Annotated in this window: 13 protein-coding genes; 6 read left to right on the forward strand and 7 right to left on the reverse strand. The window is 70.6% G+C overall.

The window, feature by feature from the left end; translation table 11 throughout:
* Window positions 1–44 precede the first annotated feature (44 nt).
* The 6 genes from B7K26_RS03875 to rarD all read left to right on the forward strand — a co-directional run bounded on the left by B7K26_RS03875 (window position 45) and on the right by rarD (window position 8,329).
* Window positions 45–1,766, forward strand: coding sequence for a glycosyltransferase (locus tag B7K26_RS03875; protein WP_084077573.1), 1,722 nt, complete (start codon window positions 45–47; stop codon window positions 1,764–1,766).
* Window positions 1,763–2,488, forward strand: coding sequence for an efflux RND transporter periplasmic adaptor subunit (locus B7K26_RS03880; protein ID WP_084077329.1), 726 nt, complete (start codon window positions 1,763–1,765; stop codon window positions 2,486–2,488). Before B7K26_RS03875 ends, B7K26_RS03880 begins: the two co-directional genes overlap by 4 nt.
* A gap of 255 nt (window positions 2,489–2,743) precedes the next feature.
* A complete protein-coding gene (locus B7K26_RS03885; RefSeq protein WP_084077330.1) occupies window positions 2,744–4,477 on the forward strand; it encodes a glycosyltransferase family 2 protein in 1,734 nt (577 codons plus the stop codon).
* On the forward strand, window positions 4,474–5,295 hold the full coding sequence (locus tag B7K26_RS03890) for an HlyD family efflux transporter periplasmic adaptor subunit (protein WP_084077331.1): 822 nt from the start codon (window positions 4,474–4,476) through the stop codon (window positions 5,293–5,295). The genes B7K26_RS03885 and B7K26_RS03890 overlap by 4 nt, the downstream gene beginning before the upstream one ends.
* A complete protein-coding gene (locus tag B7K26_RS03895) occupies window positions 5,292–7,292 on the forward strand; it encodes a glycosyl hydrolase (RefSeq protein WP_143340442.1) in 2,001 nt (666 codons plus the stop codon). The genes B7K26_RS03890 and B7K26_RS03895 overlap by 4 nt, the downstream gene beginning before the upstream one ends.
* 272 nt (window positions 7,293–7,564) lie before the next feature.
* A complete protein-coding gene (gene rarD / locus B7K26_RS03900; protein ID WP_234998675.1) occupies window positions 7,565–8,329 on the forward strand; it encodes an EamA family transporter RarD in 765 nt (254 codons plus the stop codon).
* 158 nt (window positions 8,330–8,487) lie between these two features.
* On the opposite strand, the gene B7K26_RS03905 is transcribed toward rarD, so the two are convergent.
* Genes B7K26_RS03905 through nuoI form a run of 7 tightly spaced genes read right to left on the reverse strand, consistent with a single transcriptional unit; the run spans window position 8,488 to window position 16,338 of the window.
* Window positions 8,488–9,483 carry a polyprenyl synthetase family protein gene (locus B7K26_RS03905; RefSeq protein WP_084077333.1) on the reverse strand — a complete coding sequence of 332 codons (996 nt, stop codon included), beginning with the start codon at window positions 9,481–9,483 and terminating at the stop codon, window positions 8,488–8,490.
* Window positions 9,484–9,488: 5 nt separating this feature from the next.
* A complete protein-coding gene (gene nuoN, locus B7K26_RS03910; RefSeq protein WP_084077334.1) occupies window positions 9,489–11,063 on the reverse strand; it encodes an NADH-quinone oxidoreductase subunit NuoN in 1,575 nt (524 codons plus the stop codon).
* The gene (locus B7K26_RS03915) at window positions 11,060–12,559 is read right to left on the reverse strand and encodes an NADH-quinone oxidoreductase subunit M (RefSeq protein WP_084077335.1); all 1,500 of its coding nucleotides are present in this window, start codon (window positions 12,557–12,559) and stop codon (window positions 11,060–11,062) included. Before B7K26_RS03915 ends, nuoN begins: the two co-directional genes overlap by 4 nt.
* 3 nt (window positions 12,560–12,562) lie before the next feature.
* Window positions 12,563–14,443, reverse strand: a complete 1,881-nt coding sequence (nuoL, locus tag B7K26_RS03920) for an NADH-quinone oxidoreductase subunit L (RefSeq protein ID WP_084077336.1) — start codon at window positions 14,441–14,443, stop codon at window positions 12,563–12,565.
* A gap of 7 nt (window positions 14,444–14,450) precedes the next feature.
* Window positions 14,451–14,750: an NADH-quinone oxidoreductase subunit NuoK gene (gene nuoK, locus B7K26_RS03925; RefSeq protein ID WP_084077337.1), complete on the reverse strand. Its 300-nt coding sequence runs from the start codon at window positions 14,748–14,750 to the stop codon at window positions 14,451–14,453.
* A complete protein-coding gene (locus tag B7K26_RS03930; RefSeq protein ID WP_084077338.1) occupies window positions 14,747–15,553 on the reverse strand; it encodes an NADH-quinone oxidoreductase subunit J in 807 nt (268 codons plus the stop codon). The genes nuoK and B7K26_RS03930 overlap by 4 nt, the downstream gene beginning before the upstream one ends.
* Window positions 15,554–15,555: 2 nt before the next feature.
* A complete protein-coding gene (nuoI, locus tag B7K26_RS03935) occupies window positions 15,556–16,338 on the reverse strand; it encodes an NADH-quinone oxidoreductase subunit NuoI (protein ID WP_084077339.1) in 783 nt (260 codons plus the stop codon).
* Window position 16,339: the final 1 nt, after the last annotated feature.

Genomic DNA, 16,339 nt, shown 5'->3' on the forward strand with positions numbered 1-16,339 from the left:
ACCGTCTGTTTCCCTGCTGGGCGCCGCCGCGCCCGGAGGCCCGCATGACCTCGACCACCACCAGCCGCGACGCCGCCACTCGCCAGCGCCTCGCCGGGCAGTCCCCCGTGATGATCCTCATCGTGCTCGTCAGCACGTTCGGCATCCTCGTCTACTCGCTGTTCCTGCTCGACCCCGACAACCGCGGCGACATGATCCCCTGGCTCATGGTGATCGCAGCGGAGAGCGTCCTCGTGTTCCACGCGCTGCTCGCCATGTGGACCATCCTCTCCGGCGGCCAGGACCCCCGGTCCTTCGCGTACCACCAGGCGCGCGACGCGATGTTTGGCCCCCACCCCCAGGGCGACCCCCGCATGTGGCCCGTCACGATCGCCGGCAAGCGCCTCACCATCGACGTGTTCATCACCGTCTACGGCGAGGACCCCGCGGTGATCCGCCGCACCGCCGAGGCGGCGCTCGCGCTGCGCGGCGCGCATCGCACCTGGATCCTCGACGACGGCCGCTCGGACGAGGTCCGCGACCTCGCGGCCCAGCTGGGGGCACGGTACGTGCGCCGCCTGAGTTCCGGGGGCGCCAAGGCGGGAAACGTCAACCACGCGCTCACCATCGCCAAGGGCGACTGCTTCGCGATCTTCGACGCCGACTTTGTGCCGGATCCCGGGTTCCTCGAGGAGACGGTGCCGTTCATGGTCGACGACCAGGTCGCGTTCGTGCAGACCCCCCAGGCCTACGGCAACCTCCACACCACCGTCGCGCGCGGCGCCGCCTACATGCAGGCGGTCTTCTACCGCTTCATTCAGCCGGGCCGCAATCGCTTCAACGCTGCCTTCTGCGTGGGAACCAACGTCCTGTTCAGGCGGGCGGCGATCGACGACGTGGGCGGGATCTGCACCGACTCCAAGTCGGAGGACGTGTGGACCAGCCTCAACCTTCACGAGCGCGGGTGGCGCTCGGTGTTCATCCCCGAGGTGCTCGCGGTGGGCGAGGCCCCGGAGACCATCGAGGCCTACTCCAAGCAGCAGCTGCGCTGGGCCACCGGCGGCTTCGAGATCCTCCTCACCCACCTGCCGCTCCTCAGCCGCAAGCTCACCGTGGACCAGCGCGTCCAGTACTTCGTGACGGCGACGTTCTACCTCACGGGCATCTGCCCGCTGCTGCTGATCCTGGTGCCTCCGCTCGAGATCTACTTCGACCTGCGGCCCATGAACCTCTCCATCACCGTCATGACGTGGTTCCTGTACTACGCGGGCTTCTACCTCATGCAGGTGCTGCTGGCCTGGTACACGCTGGGGTCGTTCCGCTGGGAGACCCTCACCCTCGCGACAGTGTCCTTCCCCATCTACACCAAGGCCTTCGTCAACGCCTTCACGGGACGGGACGTCGGGTGGCAGTCGACGGGCACCGCGAAGGGCCACTCGCCGTACAACTTCGTGATCCCGCAGATCCTGTTCCTGCTGTTCCTGTCCCTCACGTCAGCGGTCGCGATCTGGCGCGACCTCGACAACGGCGTGCTCACCCTCGCGACAGCGTGGAACCTCACGAACACCCTGATCCTGGGCGCCTTCGTGTGGACCGCCTCCCGCGAGGCAAGGGCGCTGCGCAGGGGCCGACCCCTCAGCCCCGCACCCGTGCCCGCCGTTCCCGTGGCGCCGGTCCCGCGCACCATCGTGGCGAGACCCGGCGCCGTCACCCCCGACCCGGACGACGACATCGTCCCGGTCCCCGCTCGCGGGCGCGCCGCCCGCAGGAAGGAGCTCGTGCCATGACCTGGGCCAACCGCTTCAAGCTGCTGGTCGGCATCATCGCCGTCCTCCTCATCACTGCCGCCGCCACCCTCCTGTTCAACCAGCGCCGTACCGAGGTGGCCAGCACCTCGGGCGAGATCAGCGCGGCAGAGATCGCCGTCGGCACCGACTACGGCGGCCTCGTCACGGAGGCCTACGTCACCAAGGGCGACGAGGTCGCCGCGGGCGACGACCTGTTCCGCGTCGCGAGCCTGAGGCTCGAGCAAGACGTCACGGCGGGGGAGGTCTCCGCGGCCGATGCCTCGATCCAGCCGGACGGCAGCGTGCTGGTGACGGCGGGGGCCGATGGCACGGTCGCCGACGTCGCCGTGGGCAAGGGCTCCTACGCCGCGCCCGGCACCGTGATCGCCACCATCGACCAGGCCCACACCCTCTACGCGGACCTCGAGTTCGTGCTCACGCCACGCGACTTCGGCCTCGTCGAATCCGGCGCCACCGTGGACCTTCGCCTCCCGGACGAACGCACCATCGCGGGCACCGTGAGCGACATGTCCGTGGAGACGATCGACGGCACCGCCCACGTCACGATGCGCGTCGACTCGGACGCCCTGGTGGCCGAGGACGGGGGCCTGATTCAGGCGGGAACGCCGCTCAACGCCACCCTTCACCTGCGCGACGATGGCCCGCTCGCGGGGGTCGAGGACGCGCTGCGGGACCTCGCCGACCGCATCGGCCTGACATGAGCGTCGCGGGGCGCGGGCGGCGCCCGCGCCCCGCGACGATTCTGAGAGACGCGTCTCGATTCTGTGAGCCGGCCCTGCCTAGGTTGGCCCGGGTTGGAGGACCTCACCTCCTCACCCCGCAGGGCGCCCCTGGCGCCACCGCCGACGACGTCGACCGCACTCCGTGCACGGACCGTCCGGCCCGGAGCGCCCGCCTCCCACCCCGTCCCGGCACGCGGGCCCCCGCCCGCGCCGCACGAGTCCAAGGAGAGCCTCATGTCCGCACCCCCCTCCCCCACGGCGCCCACCCCGGCGCGCCGATCCCTGCCCGAGACGGAGCCGGGCACCACCCCCAGCCCGCTCATGTTCCTCACCGTCGGCGCCGCGGCGCTGGGCACCCTCGCCTACGCCGCCTTCCTCCTCAACCCCGCCCACCGCGGCGACCTTCTTCCCTACGCCATGGTGCTGCTGGCCGAGTTCGTCCTCGTCGCGCAGGCGTTCGTCGCCATGTGGACCATCCTGTCCGGCGGCCATAACCCCCGCGACTTCGCCTACTACCACGCCAAGGACCACCTGTACGGGCCGCAGCCCGACCCGTCGGAGGACCCCGCGCATCGGCGGCTGTACTCCGCCGGCCGGCCCGTCGACGTCGACGTCCTCATCACCACGTGCGGAGAGGACCCCGAGGTGATCCGGCGCACGGTCAGGGCAGCCGTCGCTATCCGCGGGCTGCACCGCACCTGGGTCCTCGACGACGGTAAGTCCGACGCCGTGCGCGAGCTCGCCGCCCAGGAGGGCGCCAGGTACGTGAGGCGCGGCACGTCGGGCGGCGCGAAGGCGGGAAACGTCAACCACGCGCTCACGCTCGCCAAGGGCGACCTGTTCGTGATCCTCGATGCGGACTTTGTGCCGCGCCCCCACCTGCTCGAGCAGACGGTGCCGTTCTTCCACGACCCGCGCCTGGCCTTCGTGCAGTCGCCGCAGAGCTACGACAACCTGCGCACCCCCATCGCTCGCGGCGCCGGCTACATGCAGTCCGTCTTCTACCGCTTCATCCAGCCGGGCCGTAACCGCTACAACGCGGCCTTCTGCGTGGGCACCAACGTCGTGTTCCGCCGCGCCGCCATCGAGGACATCGACGGCATCTGCACCGACTCGAAGTCCGAGGACGTGTGGACCTCGATGCGCCTCCACGAGGCCGGCTGGCGGTCCCTGTTCATCCCCGACGTGCTCGCCGTGGGCGAGGCTCCCGAGACCATCGAGGCCTACTCCAAGCAGCAGCTGCGCTGGGCCACCGGCGGCTTCGAGATCCTCCTGACCCGCAATCCGCTGGCGCGGCGCGTGCGCCTCACCAGCGAGCAGCGGCTTCAGTACCTCGTCACCGCGACGTTCTACCTCACGGGCATCGCGCCGCTGATCCTGCTGCTGTTGCCCCCCATGGAGATCTTCCTCGACCTGCGCCCCGTGACCATCACCACCACGGCGCTCACGTGGTTCCTGTACTACGCGGGCTTCTACGTCATGCAGATCCTGTTCGCCTGGTACACGATGGGCTCCTTCCGCTGGGAGACCCTCACCCTCGCAGCGGTGTCCTTCCCCATCTACCTCAAGGCGTTCACCAACGCGCTGCGGCGCCGGGACGTCGGCTGGCAGGCCACGGGCACGGCACGGTCGGGATCCCCCTACAACTACGTGGTGCCGCAGATCCTCTTCTTCGTGTTCCTGCTGCTGACCTCCGCGGTCGGCATCCTGCGCGACGTCGAGGACGGCGCGCTGTCCCTGGCCACCGCGTGGTGCGTCACCAACACCGTCATCCTCGGTGCGTTCCTGCGCGCCGCCCAGCGCGAGGCCCGCGGGCTCGGGGCCGATGCCGCCGCGCCGCGCACTCCCGCCGAGCAGGAGGCGCCCCGCACCGTCATCGCGCGACCGGCCGAGCCTCGCCGCGCGCCCGAGCCCGCGCTCGCGGGGGCCGGCCACGGCACCCGCGTCGTCTGGAAGGAGCTGTCATGACCTGGGCCAATCGCCTTCGCCTCACCCTGGGGCTGATCTTCGTCGTGGCTCTCGTGGCCGCGCTCACGTACATCTACACGGCCCGCGAGGCCAGCGCCACGTCCGAGACCGCGACGTTCACCGCGGCTGACCTTCCCATCGGCACCGACTACGGCGGCCGGGTGGTGGACACCATGGTCGAGGCGGGCGACCAGGTCGCCGAGGGCGATCCCCTCGTCACCCTCGAGAGCCACGACCGCGAGGACGAACTCCAGCAGGAGGCCGATGCCGCCGAGGACGCCGCGGATCGTGCAGCCGAGGCTGCCGAGGCCGACGACGCCACCGCGGCCGATCGCGACGAGGCGGAGTCCCTCGCCGAGGAGGCCGCCGATGCCGCCGACAGGGTCGACGACACGTGGACGGTGACGGCCTCGGCGGCCGGCACCGTCGCGGAGGTCCCCGTGGGCCAGGGCGGCTACATCCCCACCGGCGGCACCGCGGCGACGGTGTACGAGGACGGCTCCCTCGCCATCGAGGCCGAGCTGGTGCTGAGCCCGCGCGACTACGACCGGTTGGAGCAGGACGCCGAGGTGACGGTGGAGCTTCCCGACAGTTCCGAGATGACCGGATCGGTCGAGTCCGTCGAGGCGACCACTGAGGACGGCGCCGCGCGCGCCAAGGTGGCCGTCGCATCGGCCGCGCTGAAGAGCAGCGAGCCGACGGGGCTGACGGCGCCGGGCACTCCCCTGGTGACCACCGTCGCGCTGCGCGACGACGGTCCCCTTGCGGGGCTGCGCGACGCCGCGGTCGATTTCCTCGCGCGGATGGGGCTGTCATGAGGGCCGCACCGTTGACCGCCGTCGCCCTGGCGAGCGCCCTCGCGCTCGCCGCCTGCGACGGCGATGCCCCGGCGGCGACGCCGTCGAGCGACGCCGTGGCGGCCTCTGCCACCTCCGCCGTCGCCGACCTCCCCGAGCGCGAGCTCGCCCCCGCCGACCAGGCCAGGGTGGTCGGAGACCTTCCCGCCCCCACCAACCGGTGGTACTCGGGTCTCGTCTTCGGCCCGGGCCCGTACTCGGCGTTCGGGGAGCCGATGTCGTTCACCGCCGTCGAGGGCGGGCTCGCCGTGGGCCTTCCCCGCGTCCAGGCCTCCGCGGATCTCATCGCAGGCCCGGCCGCGCGGGACGTGACCCTGCAGGTCGACGGCGCGGAGGGCCTTCCCGCCGCGTCCGCCGCCGACCCGGTGGGGGCCACCCTCGACTACACCGACGGCGCCGGCGACACGCTGGTGCGGGCGAGCATCGCGAAGGGGTGGCCTGCCGTGACCCTCACCGCGGCCGCCGATGCGAGCATCACCCTGTCCTCGCCCGCGACGACGAGCGCTGATGGGCCCGCGACCCTCGTCATCGGCGAGACCACCTACGTGCTCGCCACGGACGGCGGCACCGTCGACGGCGCCACGCTCACCCTTCCCGAGGGCGCCACTGCGCAGCTCGCCGTCGTCCCCGACGACGGCGACCCCGCGGCGTTCGCCGAGGCGCTGGGCGCCCCCGTGACCCAGACGACGCTCCAGATGGGCGTCGACGGCGACACCGCCACGACCTCCGTCACCTACGCGGACGGCGGCACGGTGGTGGCGGTCCCGGAGGACCGCGCGGACGGCCTCGACTGCTCGCTCGGCACGTACGAGACCATCAACGGACCCCTGCTCGCCTGCGCGGCCGACGCCGTGTCCTGGGACGTCCCCCGCACCCAGGCCACCACCGCGCTCGACCTGTCCGGCATCGGCCAGTACCCACGCGCGGCGATCGTCGAGGCCCTCCAGGAGGCCGCGGCGAGCGAGCCCGAACTGCCCGCCGACACCTACTTTGGAGGCAAGGCCCTCCATCGCCAGGCGATGCTGGTCTCGACGGCCGAGGCCCTGGGCGAGGACACCCTCGCCGACCGGCTCGCCAAGCCCCTCGCCGAGGCGCTGCGCACCTGGACCGAGACGGACGGCTGCGAGTCCCGCGACTCCCGCTGCTTCGTCTACGACACGGGGTTCAAGGGCGTCACCGGGCTCGAGGCGTCGTTCGGATCCGAGGAGTTCAACGACCACCACTTCCACTACGGGTACTTCCTGTCCGCCGCGGCGATCGCGGTGGGCCACGACGCCTCGCTCGCCGAGGACGTCGGCCCCGTGATCGACCTGCTCGCGGAGGACATCGCGAGCCCCGAGGCCTCCGATCGCTTCCCCCAACTGCGCTCCTTCGACCCCGTCTCCGGACACGCGTGGGCGTCGGGAATGGCGCCGTTCGGCGACGGCAACAACCAGGAGTCCAGCTCCGAGGCCGTCATCGCGTGGAATGGGCTCGCGGCCTGGGCCGAGGCGCGCGGAGACCAGGCGATGACCGACACCGCCACCTGGCTCCTCTCGGCGGAGGCCGATGCGGCCCTCACCCGCTACGTGAGGCCCGACCTGTCGGACTTCCCCGACTACGCTCACGACTTCGTGTCGCTCGAGTGGGGAGGCAAGCGCGAGCACGCCACGTGGTTCTCGCCCGCGGAGGCCGCGAAGCTCGGCATCGAGCTGATCCCCATGGCCCCCATCCAGGGCGCCACCCTCGGCCCGCGCTCCGACGAGGACGCGCAGGTGATTCGCGACACCGCCACCGGCGCGCAGGCCGATGCCGACGAGGCAGGGTTCGGCGATTACCTGCTGATGTACCAGGCGCTGGCCGGACCGGACGATGCCGCGCAGGCCTGGGAGGATGCCGTCGCCCTGCCGGACGACGCGATCGACGACGGCAACACGCGCGCCGCCATGCTCGCCTTCATCGCCGCCCAGATAGGGTGAGCCGCGGGTGCCAGCCGCCCGGCAACTGGAACCTCAATTCCGGGGCCGGGCGGCATCGGCCGTGGGTAGTGGCCGCCGGTGGTTGACTGACGCCATGCCTCACACCACGTCCCGCTCCGGCCTCGCCTACGGCGCCGGCGCCTACCTCATGTGGGGGATGTTCCCCCTGCTCATGGCGGCCCTCGAGCCGGCCGGCGCCGTCGAGATCACGGCGCACAGGGCAGTGTGGTCGCTCGTGGTGTGCCTCGCCGTGGTCGCGGTGGTGCGCGGTGGTGCGCGGCTGGCGCGCGCTCGGCGCCGTCCTGCGCGATCGCCGCATGGTCGCGACCTTCGCCGTGGCGGCCCTGCTGGTGGGCGCCAACTGGCTCATCTACGTCTACGCGGTGGTCTCGGGGCACGTGAACTCCGCCTCGCTCGGCTACTACATCAATCCGCTCTTCACCGTGCTGCTGGGGGTCGTCGTCCTCGGCGAGCGGCTGCGCAGGCTGCAGGTGGTGGCGCTCGCCGTGGCGGCGGTCGCGGTGGTGGTCATCGGCGTCGGCATGGGCGAGTTTCCGTGGATCTCGCTCGCGCTGGCGGCGTCCTTTGGGCTATACGGCCTGGTGAAGAAGCGCGCCGGGGCATCCGTCGACGCCGTCACCGGGCTCACCGTGGAGACGATGGTGCTCGCGCCGCTCGGGCTGGTGGCACTGCTGGTCATCGGCGGCTCCGGCACGTTCGGGGTGCGGGGCGAGGAGGCCCTCGGGCTGGGTCACGACCTGCTGATGATGTCGACAGGCATCTTCACCGCGGGAGCGCTGCTGCTGTTCGCTGCCGGGGCCAGGCGATTGCCGCTGTTCGCGATGGGCATCCTGCAGTACATCGCCCCCACGCTCATGTTTGCGCTCGCCGTATGGCAGTTCGGGGAGCCGATGCCCACCTCCCGGTGGGCGGGGTTCGTCCTGGTGTGGGTGGCGCTGGTCATCATCACGTGGGACGCGTGGAGCGCGCGGCCGCGACGCGGGGTCGCCCAGGTGGAGCCGGCCGAGCCGGTCTGACGCCGCGCCTCCCCCACTGGCCCCACACTGTGAACCAGCGTCGCCCGCGACACGCCGCGCGCGGGCGCTCCGACGCGGCGACACGCCGGCCGCACGACCCCGAACTGGTTCACACTGTCGGGCGGTGAGGGGCCGGTACGGGTGAGGAGCCGGGCGGCTTAGCTGGCGCGGGCGACGAGGGCGTCGGAGAACGCGGTGAACGCGTCCTTGACCTCGCCGTCAGGAAGCGCCGCGACGGACTCCTCCGCGCGCACCGCCCACTCGCGGGCCTTGGCGCTGGTCTCGTCGACCACCGCGTGCGCCGACAGGCGCGCCACCACGTCGGCGAGCACCGCATCGTCGGACAGGTCGCCGTCGATGTCGGCGAGCAGCCGGCGCTCGTCCTCGGTGCCGCCGGCGGCCACGCGGGCGCGCAGCAGCAGCACCGGCATGGTCGGGACGCCCTCGCGAAGGTCGGTGCCGGGGGTCTTGCCCGTGGTCTCGCCGTCCGAGCGCAGGTCGATGACGTCATCGGCCAGCTGGAACGCGACGCCGGCGAGCTCGCCGTAGCGGGTCACGCGCTCGACGGTGGCCGGGTCGCAGCCCGCCATCAGCGCGCCGAAGCGTGCCGAGGTGGCGATCAGGGAGCCGGTCTTGTCGGCAAGCACCTGGATGTAGTGCGCGACAGGGTCCTCGCCCTCGTCGGGGCCCACGGTCTCGTGCAGCTGTCCCAGGCACAGGCGCTCGAAGGTCGCGGCCTGCAGCCTGACGGCCTCGGGGCCCAGCCCCGCCACCACGCGCGAGGCGCGCGCGAACAGCAGGTCACCGGTGAGGATCGCCACGGAGTTGCCCCACACGGAGTGCGCCGACGGAGCCCCGCGCCGGGTGGGCGCGGAGTCCATCACGTCGTCGTGGTACAGCGTCGCGAGGTGCGTCAGCTCCACCACGACGGCCGCCTCCACGACCTCCTGCCGCGTGCCGTCGCCCAACTGGGCGGCAAGCAGCGTCAGCATCGGCCGCAGGCGCTTCCCGCCGGCATTCACCAGGTGCTTCGAGGTGGCGTCGGCGAGGGAGTCGGACTGTGCGACGGCGTCGCGCAGGCGCTCCTCGACCAGGGCCAGTCGCGGCAGCAGCCGCTCCTCGAGCTCGGCGCTGCCGAGGGGAAGCTGAGTCATGGGGACTAGCCTCCCACGCTCACCAGCAGCACCGATGCGTCGGCGAACAGGTTGAGCACGCCCGACGGCAGGATGCCGAGGACCAGCACCGCCGCCGCCGTCACGTAGATGACCACGCGGGTGAGGGCGCCGTCCTCGATCGCGATGGTCTCCTCCGCGCCCTCGGGGGCGTCGGTGAAGAACATCAGGACGATGAGACGGACGTAGAAGAACGCTGCGACGGCCGATGCCAGCACGGCGATGAGCACGAGCGGCCAGGCGCCGCCGGCGATCGCCGCCGAGAAGGCCTCGAACTTACCGATGAAGCCAGCGGTCATCGGGATGCCCGCGAACGACAGCAGGAACAGCGCCATGGATCCCGCCAGCAGCGGGGAGCGCTTGCCGAGCCCCGCCCACTGGCCAAGGCGGACCGCCTCGGCACCCACGCCACCGTCCTCGGCGCGCTCGCGCACCTGGGACACCACCGCGAAAGCGCCGATGGTGGCGAGGCCGTAGGCAAGGAGGTAGAACGGCAAGGCGGTGAGCGCCTCGCCCTCGAGGCCGGCGAAGGCCACGAGGATGAAGCCCGCGTGCGCGACACCGGAGTAGGCGAGCATGCGCTTGATGTCGGTCTGGACGAGAGCCACGACGGTGCCGTAGACCATCGACGCGATGGCGACGGCCCACACCAGCCAGGAGAGCTCCCACTCGAGGGGGGCGAAAGCGACGAACATGACGCGCACCAGTGCGGCGGTCGCGGCGGCCTTGGTGGCGGCACCCATGAACGCGGTGACGGCGGTGGGGGCGCCCTGGTAGGCATCGGGGACCCACGAGTGGAACGGCACGGCGCCGATCTTGAACATGAAGCCCACGATGATCATCACGGCACCCGCGAGCAGCAGCGGGTCGGCGTCGGCGAGGTTGACGATCGCCGTGCCGATCATGTTGACGTCGGTCACCGTGGTGGCGCCGTAGACGAGCGCGACGCCGAACAGGTAGATCGCCGACGAGAACGCGCCGAGGATGAAGTACTTCAGCGCTGCCTCGTGAGAGAGGTAGCGGCGACGGCGCGCGAGGGCCACCAGCAGGTACAGCGGCAGCGAGAACACCTCGAGCGCGACGAACAGGAACACCAGGTCGGTGACGCAGGTGAAGAGCATCATGCCGCCCACCGCGAACAGCGCGAGCGGGTAGACCTCGGTCAGCTGCAGGCCGGCGCGGCGCGCCAACTTCTCCTCCACGGAGCCCGGCGCGGTGGCGCCCAGCTCGGTGAAGGCGCCGCCGCCGTCGCGCGAGGCGAACAGCAGCATCGACAGCAGGCCGAAGACCAGCAGGATCGCCATCCAGGCGAGCGCCTGACGGTCGACCGTCGCCATGCCGGACATCACCACGGTGCCGGCGCCGTCGAGGGCCGCCCACTGGGCGATGATCACGCCGAGCGAGGCCACCAGCGCGGCGAGCGACAGCGCGAGCTGGACGGTGCGGCGCGTGGCCGGGGTCTTGACGAACGCCTCGACGAGGATGCCCGCGGCACCCGCACCGAGCACGATGATGATGGGCGCGAACGCCGCCCAGTCGATCGTGGGGGTCGTGAAACTCACGCGTCGGCCTCCTCGAGGGTGACGTGCGCGACGATGTCAGCCGACGGCTCGCGCAGGTAATCGATCGCGATCGCCGGGGCGAAGCCCAGCAGCAGCATGAGCCCGACGAGGGGCCACGCCACCAGGCGCTCGCGCAGGGTGAGGTCGCGGGTCGTCGCCGGCGCCGCCTCGGGGGCGGGTCCGGTGAAGACCTTCTTGTAGGTCAGCAGGATGTACAGCGCCGCGAGGACCACCGACACCGCGGAGACGATGACCGCCCACGCGGCGACCGGGTAGGCGCCCACGAGGACCATGATCTCCGACACGAACGGCGACAGTCCGGGCAGCGACAGCGCGGACAGGCCGACCACCAGGAACGTTCCCGCAAAGACGGGGACGATGCGCTGGAGGCCGCCGTACGCGTCGACGTCGGCAGTGCCGGTGCGGGCGATGAGGAAGCCCACCAGCAGGAACAGCGCGCCGGTCGACAGGCCGTGGTTGAACATGTACAGCGCCGCGCCCTCGACCGAGGTCTGCTGGAACGCGAAGATGCCGAGCACCATGATGCCGAAGTGGCTCACCGAGGTGAACGACACCAGGCGCATCATGTCCTTCTGGCCGATCGCGAGCAGCGCGCCGTAGATGACCGAGATGACGGCGAGCACGATGATCACCGGCGACGCCCAGTCGGCGGCCTCGGGGAACAGCGTGAGGCACAGCGTCAGCATGCCGAACGTGCCGATCTTGTCCAGGACGGCGACAAGCAGCGCGGTGGTGCCGGGGCGCGCGTTCTCCGCGACGTCGGGCAGCCACGTGTGGACGGGGACCATCGGCGCCTTGATCGCGAAGGCGAGGAAGAACGCCAGGAACATGAGGCGTTCCTGCGCCGTGGTGAGGTCGAGCGTGCCGGTGAGGTTGTCCGTGAGGAACGCCTGCTCCCCGCCGGGGCCCACGAAGTACAGCGCGACCACGCCGACGAGCATGACGAGTCCGCCGACCAGCGAGTACAGCAAGAACTTCACCGCGGCGTAGCGGCGCTGGGCGCCGCCGAACGAGCCGATGAGGAAGTACAGCGGGATCAGCATCGCCTCGAACAGCACGTAGAACAGGAAGACGTCGCGGGCGGCGAAGATGCCGACCATGAACGCCTGGCTGAGCAGCACCAGGGCGAGGTAGTGGCGACGGCGCGCGGGCACCTTGTCCTCACGCCAGGCGGCGAGGATGGTGAGCGGCACGAGGATCACGGCGAGCGCGACCATCAGCAGGCCGATGCCGTTGACGCCCAGCGCCCAGCTGGCCCCGATCTGGGGGATCCACGCGTAGGTCTCGGAGAACTGGAAGGCTCCGGCGTCGCCCTTGTCGAACTGCAGCGCCATGATGACGAACAGCACGGCCTCGACGACGGTGATGCCGAGCGCGATCTCCCGCACGCGGGTCAGGGCCGATGCGGGCAGTGCCCACAGCAGCGCTGCACCGAGCGCGGGGAGCGCGACGAGAACGGTCAGGAATGGGAACACGGTTTACAGACCCCCCACCACGATGACGGCGATGACGATGACCAGACCGACGAGCATCGTCGCCGCGTAGGAGCGGACCTGACCGGTCTGAAGCTTGCGGGATGCCGAGCCGAGGGAGCTCCAGCCACGGGCCTGCTTGTTCACTGCACCGTCGACGATCGCCGCATCGGCGTAGACGAGGGTGCGGGTGACGTGCTGGCCGGGGCGCTGGAACACGGCGCGGTTGACGGAGTCCTGGAAGAAGTCGTTGCGCGCGGTGATGGTCGCGAGCGACGCCGACGGCGCCTCCTGCGGGACCTCGGCCCGGCCGTACTTGAACCAGGCGCCGACGGCGCCGAGCGCGACAAGGATGAGCGTGAGCGCGACGATGACGGCGACGGGCAGCACGGGCTCGTGGTGCTCGACGTGTCCGGTCACGGGCTCAAGCCAGGTCGTGAAGCGGTCGCCGGTGGCGAGGATGAGACCCAGGAAGGCGGAGCCGACCGCGAGGATGATCATCGGCACGGTCATGAGCGCGGGGCTCTCGTGCGGGTGAACCTCGTCGGTCCAGCGGGCCTTGCCGTGGAACGTCATGAAGAACAGGCGCGACATGTAGAAGGCCGTGAGGCCGGCGCCGATGAGCGCGGTGAGGCCGAAGACCCACGGCTGCCATCCCTCGCCCACGAACGCGGACTCGATGATCTTGTCCTTGGACCAGTAGCCCGAGAAGGGCGGGACACCGAGGATGGCGAGCCAGCCGAGGCCGAAGGTCACCCAGGTGACGACCATCGCGCCCTTCAGCGCGCCGAAGCGGCGCATGTCGACCTGGTCGTTCATGGCGTGCATGACCGAGCCAGCGCCCAGGAACATGCCCGCCTTGAAGAAGCCGTGCGTGATGAGGTGGAAGATCGCGAACGCGTAGCCCACCGGGCCGAGTCCGGCCGCGAGCATCATGTAGCCGATCTGCGACATCGTCGAGGCGGCGAGCGCCTTCTTGATGTCGTCCTTCGCCATACCGATGAGCGCGCCGAGAGTCAGCGTGATGGCACCGACGATCGCCACCACCACCTGGGCGTTCGGGGCGCCCTCGAAGATGGGTGCGGAGCGCACGATCAGGTAGACGCCCGCGGTGACCATCGTCGCGGCGTGGATGAGCGCCGAGACGGGCGTGGGGCCCGCCATCGCGTCTCCCAGCCAGGACTGCAGCGGGAACTGCGCGGACTTACCGCACGCCGCGAGCAGCAGCGCGAGGCCGGCGGCCGTGAGCGTGGCCGTCGAGGCGTTGCCCGCGAGCTCGCCGATGGTGGCGAAGTCGAGCGCACCGAAGGTGGTGAACATGATGCCCATCGCGATGATGAGGCCGATGTCACCGATGCGGTTGACGACGAAGGCCTTGTTCGCGGCGGTCGCGTACTCGGGCTTGTAGTTCCAGAAGCCGATGAGCAGGTACGACGCGACACCCACGCCCTCCCAGCCGACGAACAGCAGGAGGTAGGAGTCGGCGAGCACGAGCAGCAGCATCGCGGCGACGAACAGGTTGAGGTAGGCGAAGAACCGGCGACGGTCCTTGTCGTGCTCCATGTAGGCCACGGAGTAGACGTGGATCAGCGTGCCGACGAACGTGATGAGCAGCACGAACGTGATCGACAGCGGGTCGGCGAGCAGGCCGACGTCCACGTGGAGATCGCCACCGGGGATGAAGGTGTAGAGCGTCGTGTCGAGCGCGCGCTCCTCGGCGGGCTTGCCGAGCATCTCGATGAGCGCGCCGAGGCCGACGAGGAACGCACCGCCCGAGGCGGCGACGCCCATCCAGTGGCCCCACGCATCGGCCCTGCGCCCGAGGCACAGGAGCACGGCTGCGCTGGCCAGCGGCAGGGCGATGGCGAGCCAGATGAGTGACTGCATGTGTTGCTTATCCCTTCAGCTCTGCCGGCTCGTCGAGCGAGATGGTCTGGCGGGCGCGGAACACCGCGATGATGATCGCGAGGCCCACCACGACCTCGGCAGCGGCGACGACCATGACGAAGAACGCCATGATCTGTCCGTCGAGCTCCCCGTGAATGCGGGAGAACGCGACAAGCGCGAGGTTCGCGGCGTTCAGCATGAGCTCGACGCCCATGAACGCGACGATGGCGTTGCGGCGCAGCAGCACGGCGGCGGCACCGATGGAGAACAGGATCGCCGCAAGGATGACGTAGTTCATGGGGTTCATCGGGACTCCCCCTCACCCTGGCGCGGGTTGCGGTCGTGCGCGTCACGCGGCGGCGCGTCCGCCGGCTTGGCGTCGTGGTCGGGGTTGTCGGGATCCGCCAGCTGGTGACGGAACTCCGCGCCCTCCTGCGTCTGGTGACGCGCCTCGAGGACGCGCGAGACCGAGTGGTCGATGGGGTTGCCCTCGGGGTCGAGCGCGGGAACGTCGAGCGCGTTGTGGCGCGCGTAGACGCCCGGCATCGGCTTGTTGACCGGGTCCGCACCCGCGAGGATGCGGGCCGCCTGCAGCTCCACCTGCGTGCGGCGAGGCGTGAGGCGCGGCGTGTGCGTCAGCACCAGCGCGCCCACGGCGGCGGTGATGAGCAGCGCGCCCAACACCTCCATCACCAGCACGTACTGGGAGAACAGCTCGATCGCGATCTCCTCGGGGTTGCCATCGGTGAACTGGTCGGAGGAGGTGAGCTCCACGCGGCCGATGACGGAGATCAGCAGCAGGGCGATGCCGCCAGCGCCGACGAGCGCGATCCAGCGCTGGCCCTTGATGGTCTCCTTGAGCGACTCGCGCTGGTCGACACCGACGAGCATGAGGACGAACAGGAAGAGCATCATGACCGCGCCGGTGTAGACGACGATCTGCACGACGCCGAGGAACGGGGCGCCCAGGCCCACATACGCGGCGGCGAGGCCACACATCACGGTGACGATGCTCATCGCGATGTGCGCGCCCTTGCGGGCGAACAGCAGCGACAGCGATCCGGTCACCGTGATGATGGCGACCACCCAGAAGAGGACTTCGTTGACCATGGTTAGATTCCGCTCCCCAGGTTTCCGGAGGCATGCTGCATGGACGTCTGGTGGTTGCGCACGTTCGCGTCCTGGTTCACGTACGCGCCCTTGCGGTGCTCGGGGTTCTCCTGGTGCGCGGCGCGGTTCTCGGGGAGCGTCGGGTCCTCGGGGCGGTTCTCCCGCACCCACTCCTTCTGCTCCTCGACGACCTTGAGGACATCCCCGCGGTAGTAGTCGTCATCCACGGTGCCGGGCACCATCGGGTGCGGGGCCGCGAGCATCGCCTCGCCCATGGGGGCCAGCAGGTCCTGCTTCTCGTAGATGAGGCCCTCGCGGGTGGGACCCGCGAGCTCGTACTCGTTGGTCATCGTGAGCGCACGCGTGGGGCACGCCTCGATGCACAGTCCGCAGAAGATGCAGCGCAGGTAGTTGATCTGGTAGACGCGGCCGTAGCGCTCGCCGGGCGAGTACTGCGCGTCCGGAGTGTTCGAGTCGGCCTCGACGTAGATCGCGTCCGCGGGGCACGCCCACGCACACAGCTCGCAACCGATGCACTTTTCGAGCCCGTCCGCATACCGGTTGAGCTGGTGCCGGCCGTGGTAACGCGGCATGGGCGCGACCTTCTTCTCCGGGTACTGCTCGGTGACGGTCGGCTTGAAGAAGTTGCGCAGCGTCACGCCGAAGCCGGCGACGGGCGCGAAGATCTTGCCGACGGGGCCGGCCTGCGGCAGGTTCGACACGAAGGGCTCGGACTTGCCGTCGCGTTCGCGGTTGACCTTCCAGACGTCATCCGATTCGGTCATG

The sequence above is a fragment of the Demequina sp. NBRC 110057 genome (genome assembly GCF_002090175.1).
In the GTDB taxonomy this organism is placed as follows: domain Bacteria; phylum Actinomycetota; class Actinomycetes; order Actinomycetales; family Demequinaceae; genus Demequina.

What these genes read in the sequence shown, in the direction of transcription:
- B7K26_RS03875 (WP_084077573.1), top strand. Translation starts at nt 45, where the DNA reads ATGACCTCGACCACCACCAGCCGCGACGCCGCCACTCGCCAGCGCCTC.
- B7K26_RS03880 (WP_084077329.1), top strand. Translation starts at nt 1,763, where the DNA reads ATGACCTGGGCCAACCGCTTCAAGCTGCTGGTCGGCATCATCGCCGTC.
- B7K26_RS03885 (WP_084077330.1), top strand. Translation starts at nt 2,744, where the DNA reads ATGTCCGCACCCCCCTCCCCCACGGCGCCCACCCCGGCGCGCCGATCC.
- B7K26_RS03890 (WP_084077331.1), top strand. Translation starts at nt 4,474, where the DNA reads ATGACCTGGGCCAATCGCCTTCGCCTCACCCTGGGGCTGATCTTCGTC.
- B7K26_RS03895 (WP_143340442.1), top strand. Translation starts at nt 5,292, where the DNA reads ATGAGGGCCGCACCGTTGACCGCCGTCGCCCTGGCGAGCGCCCTCGCG.
- B7K26_RS03905 (WP_084077333.1), bottom strand. Translation starts at nt 9,483, where the DNA reads ATGACTCAGCTTCCCCTCGGCAGCGCCGAGCTCGAGGAGCGGCTGCTG.
- nuoL (WP_084077336.1), bottom strand. Translation starts at nt 14,443, where the DNA reads ATGCAGTCACTCATCTGGCTCGCCATCGCCCTGCCGCTGGCCAGCGCA.
- nuoK (WP_084077337.1), bottom strand. Translation starts at nt 14,750, where the DNA reads ATGAACCCCATGAACTACGTCATCCTTGCGGCGATCCTGTTCTCCATC.
- B7K26_RS03930 (WP_084077338.1), bottom strand. Translation starts at nt 15,553, where the DNA reads ATGGTCAACGAAGTCCTCTTCTGGGTGGTCGCCATCATCACGGTGACC.
- nuoI (WP_084077339.1), bottom strand. Translation starts at nt 16,338, where the DNA reads ATGACCGAATCGGATGACGTCTGGAAGGTCAACCGCGAACGCGACGGC.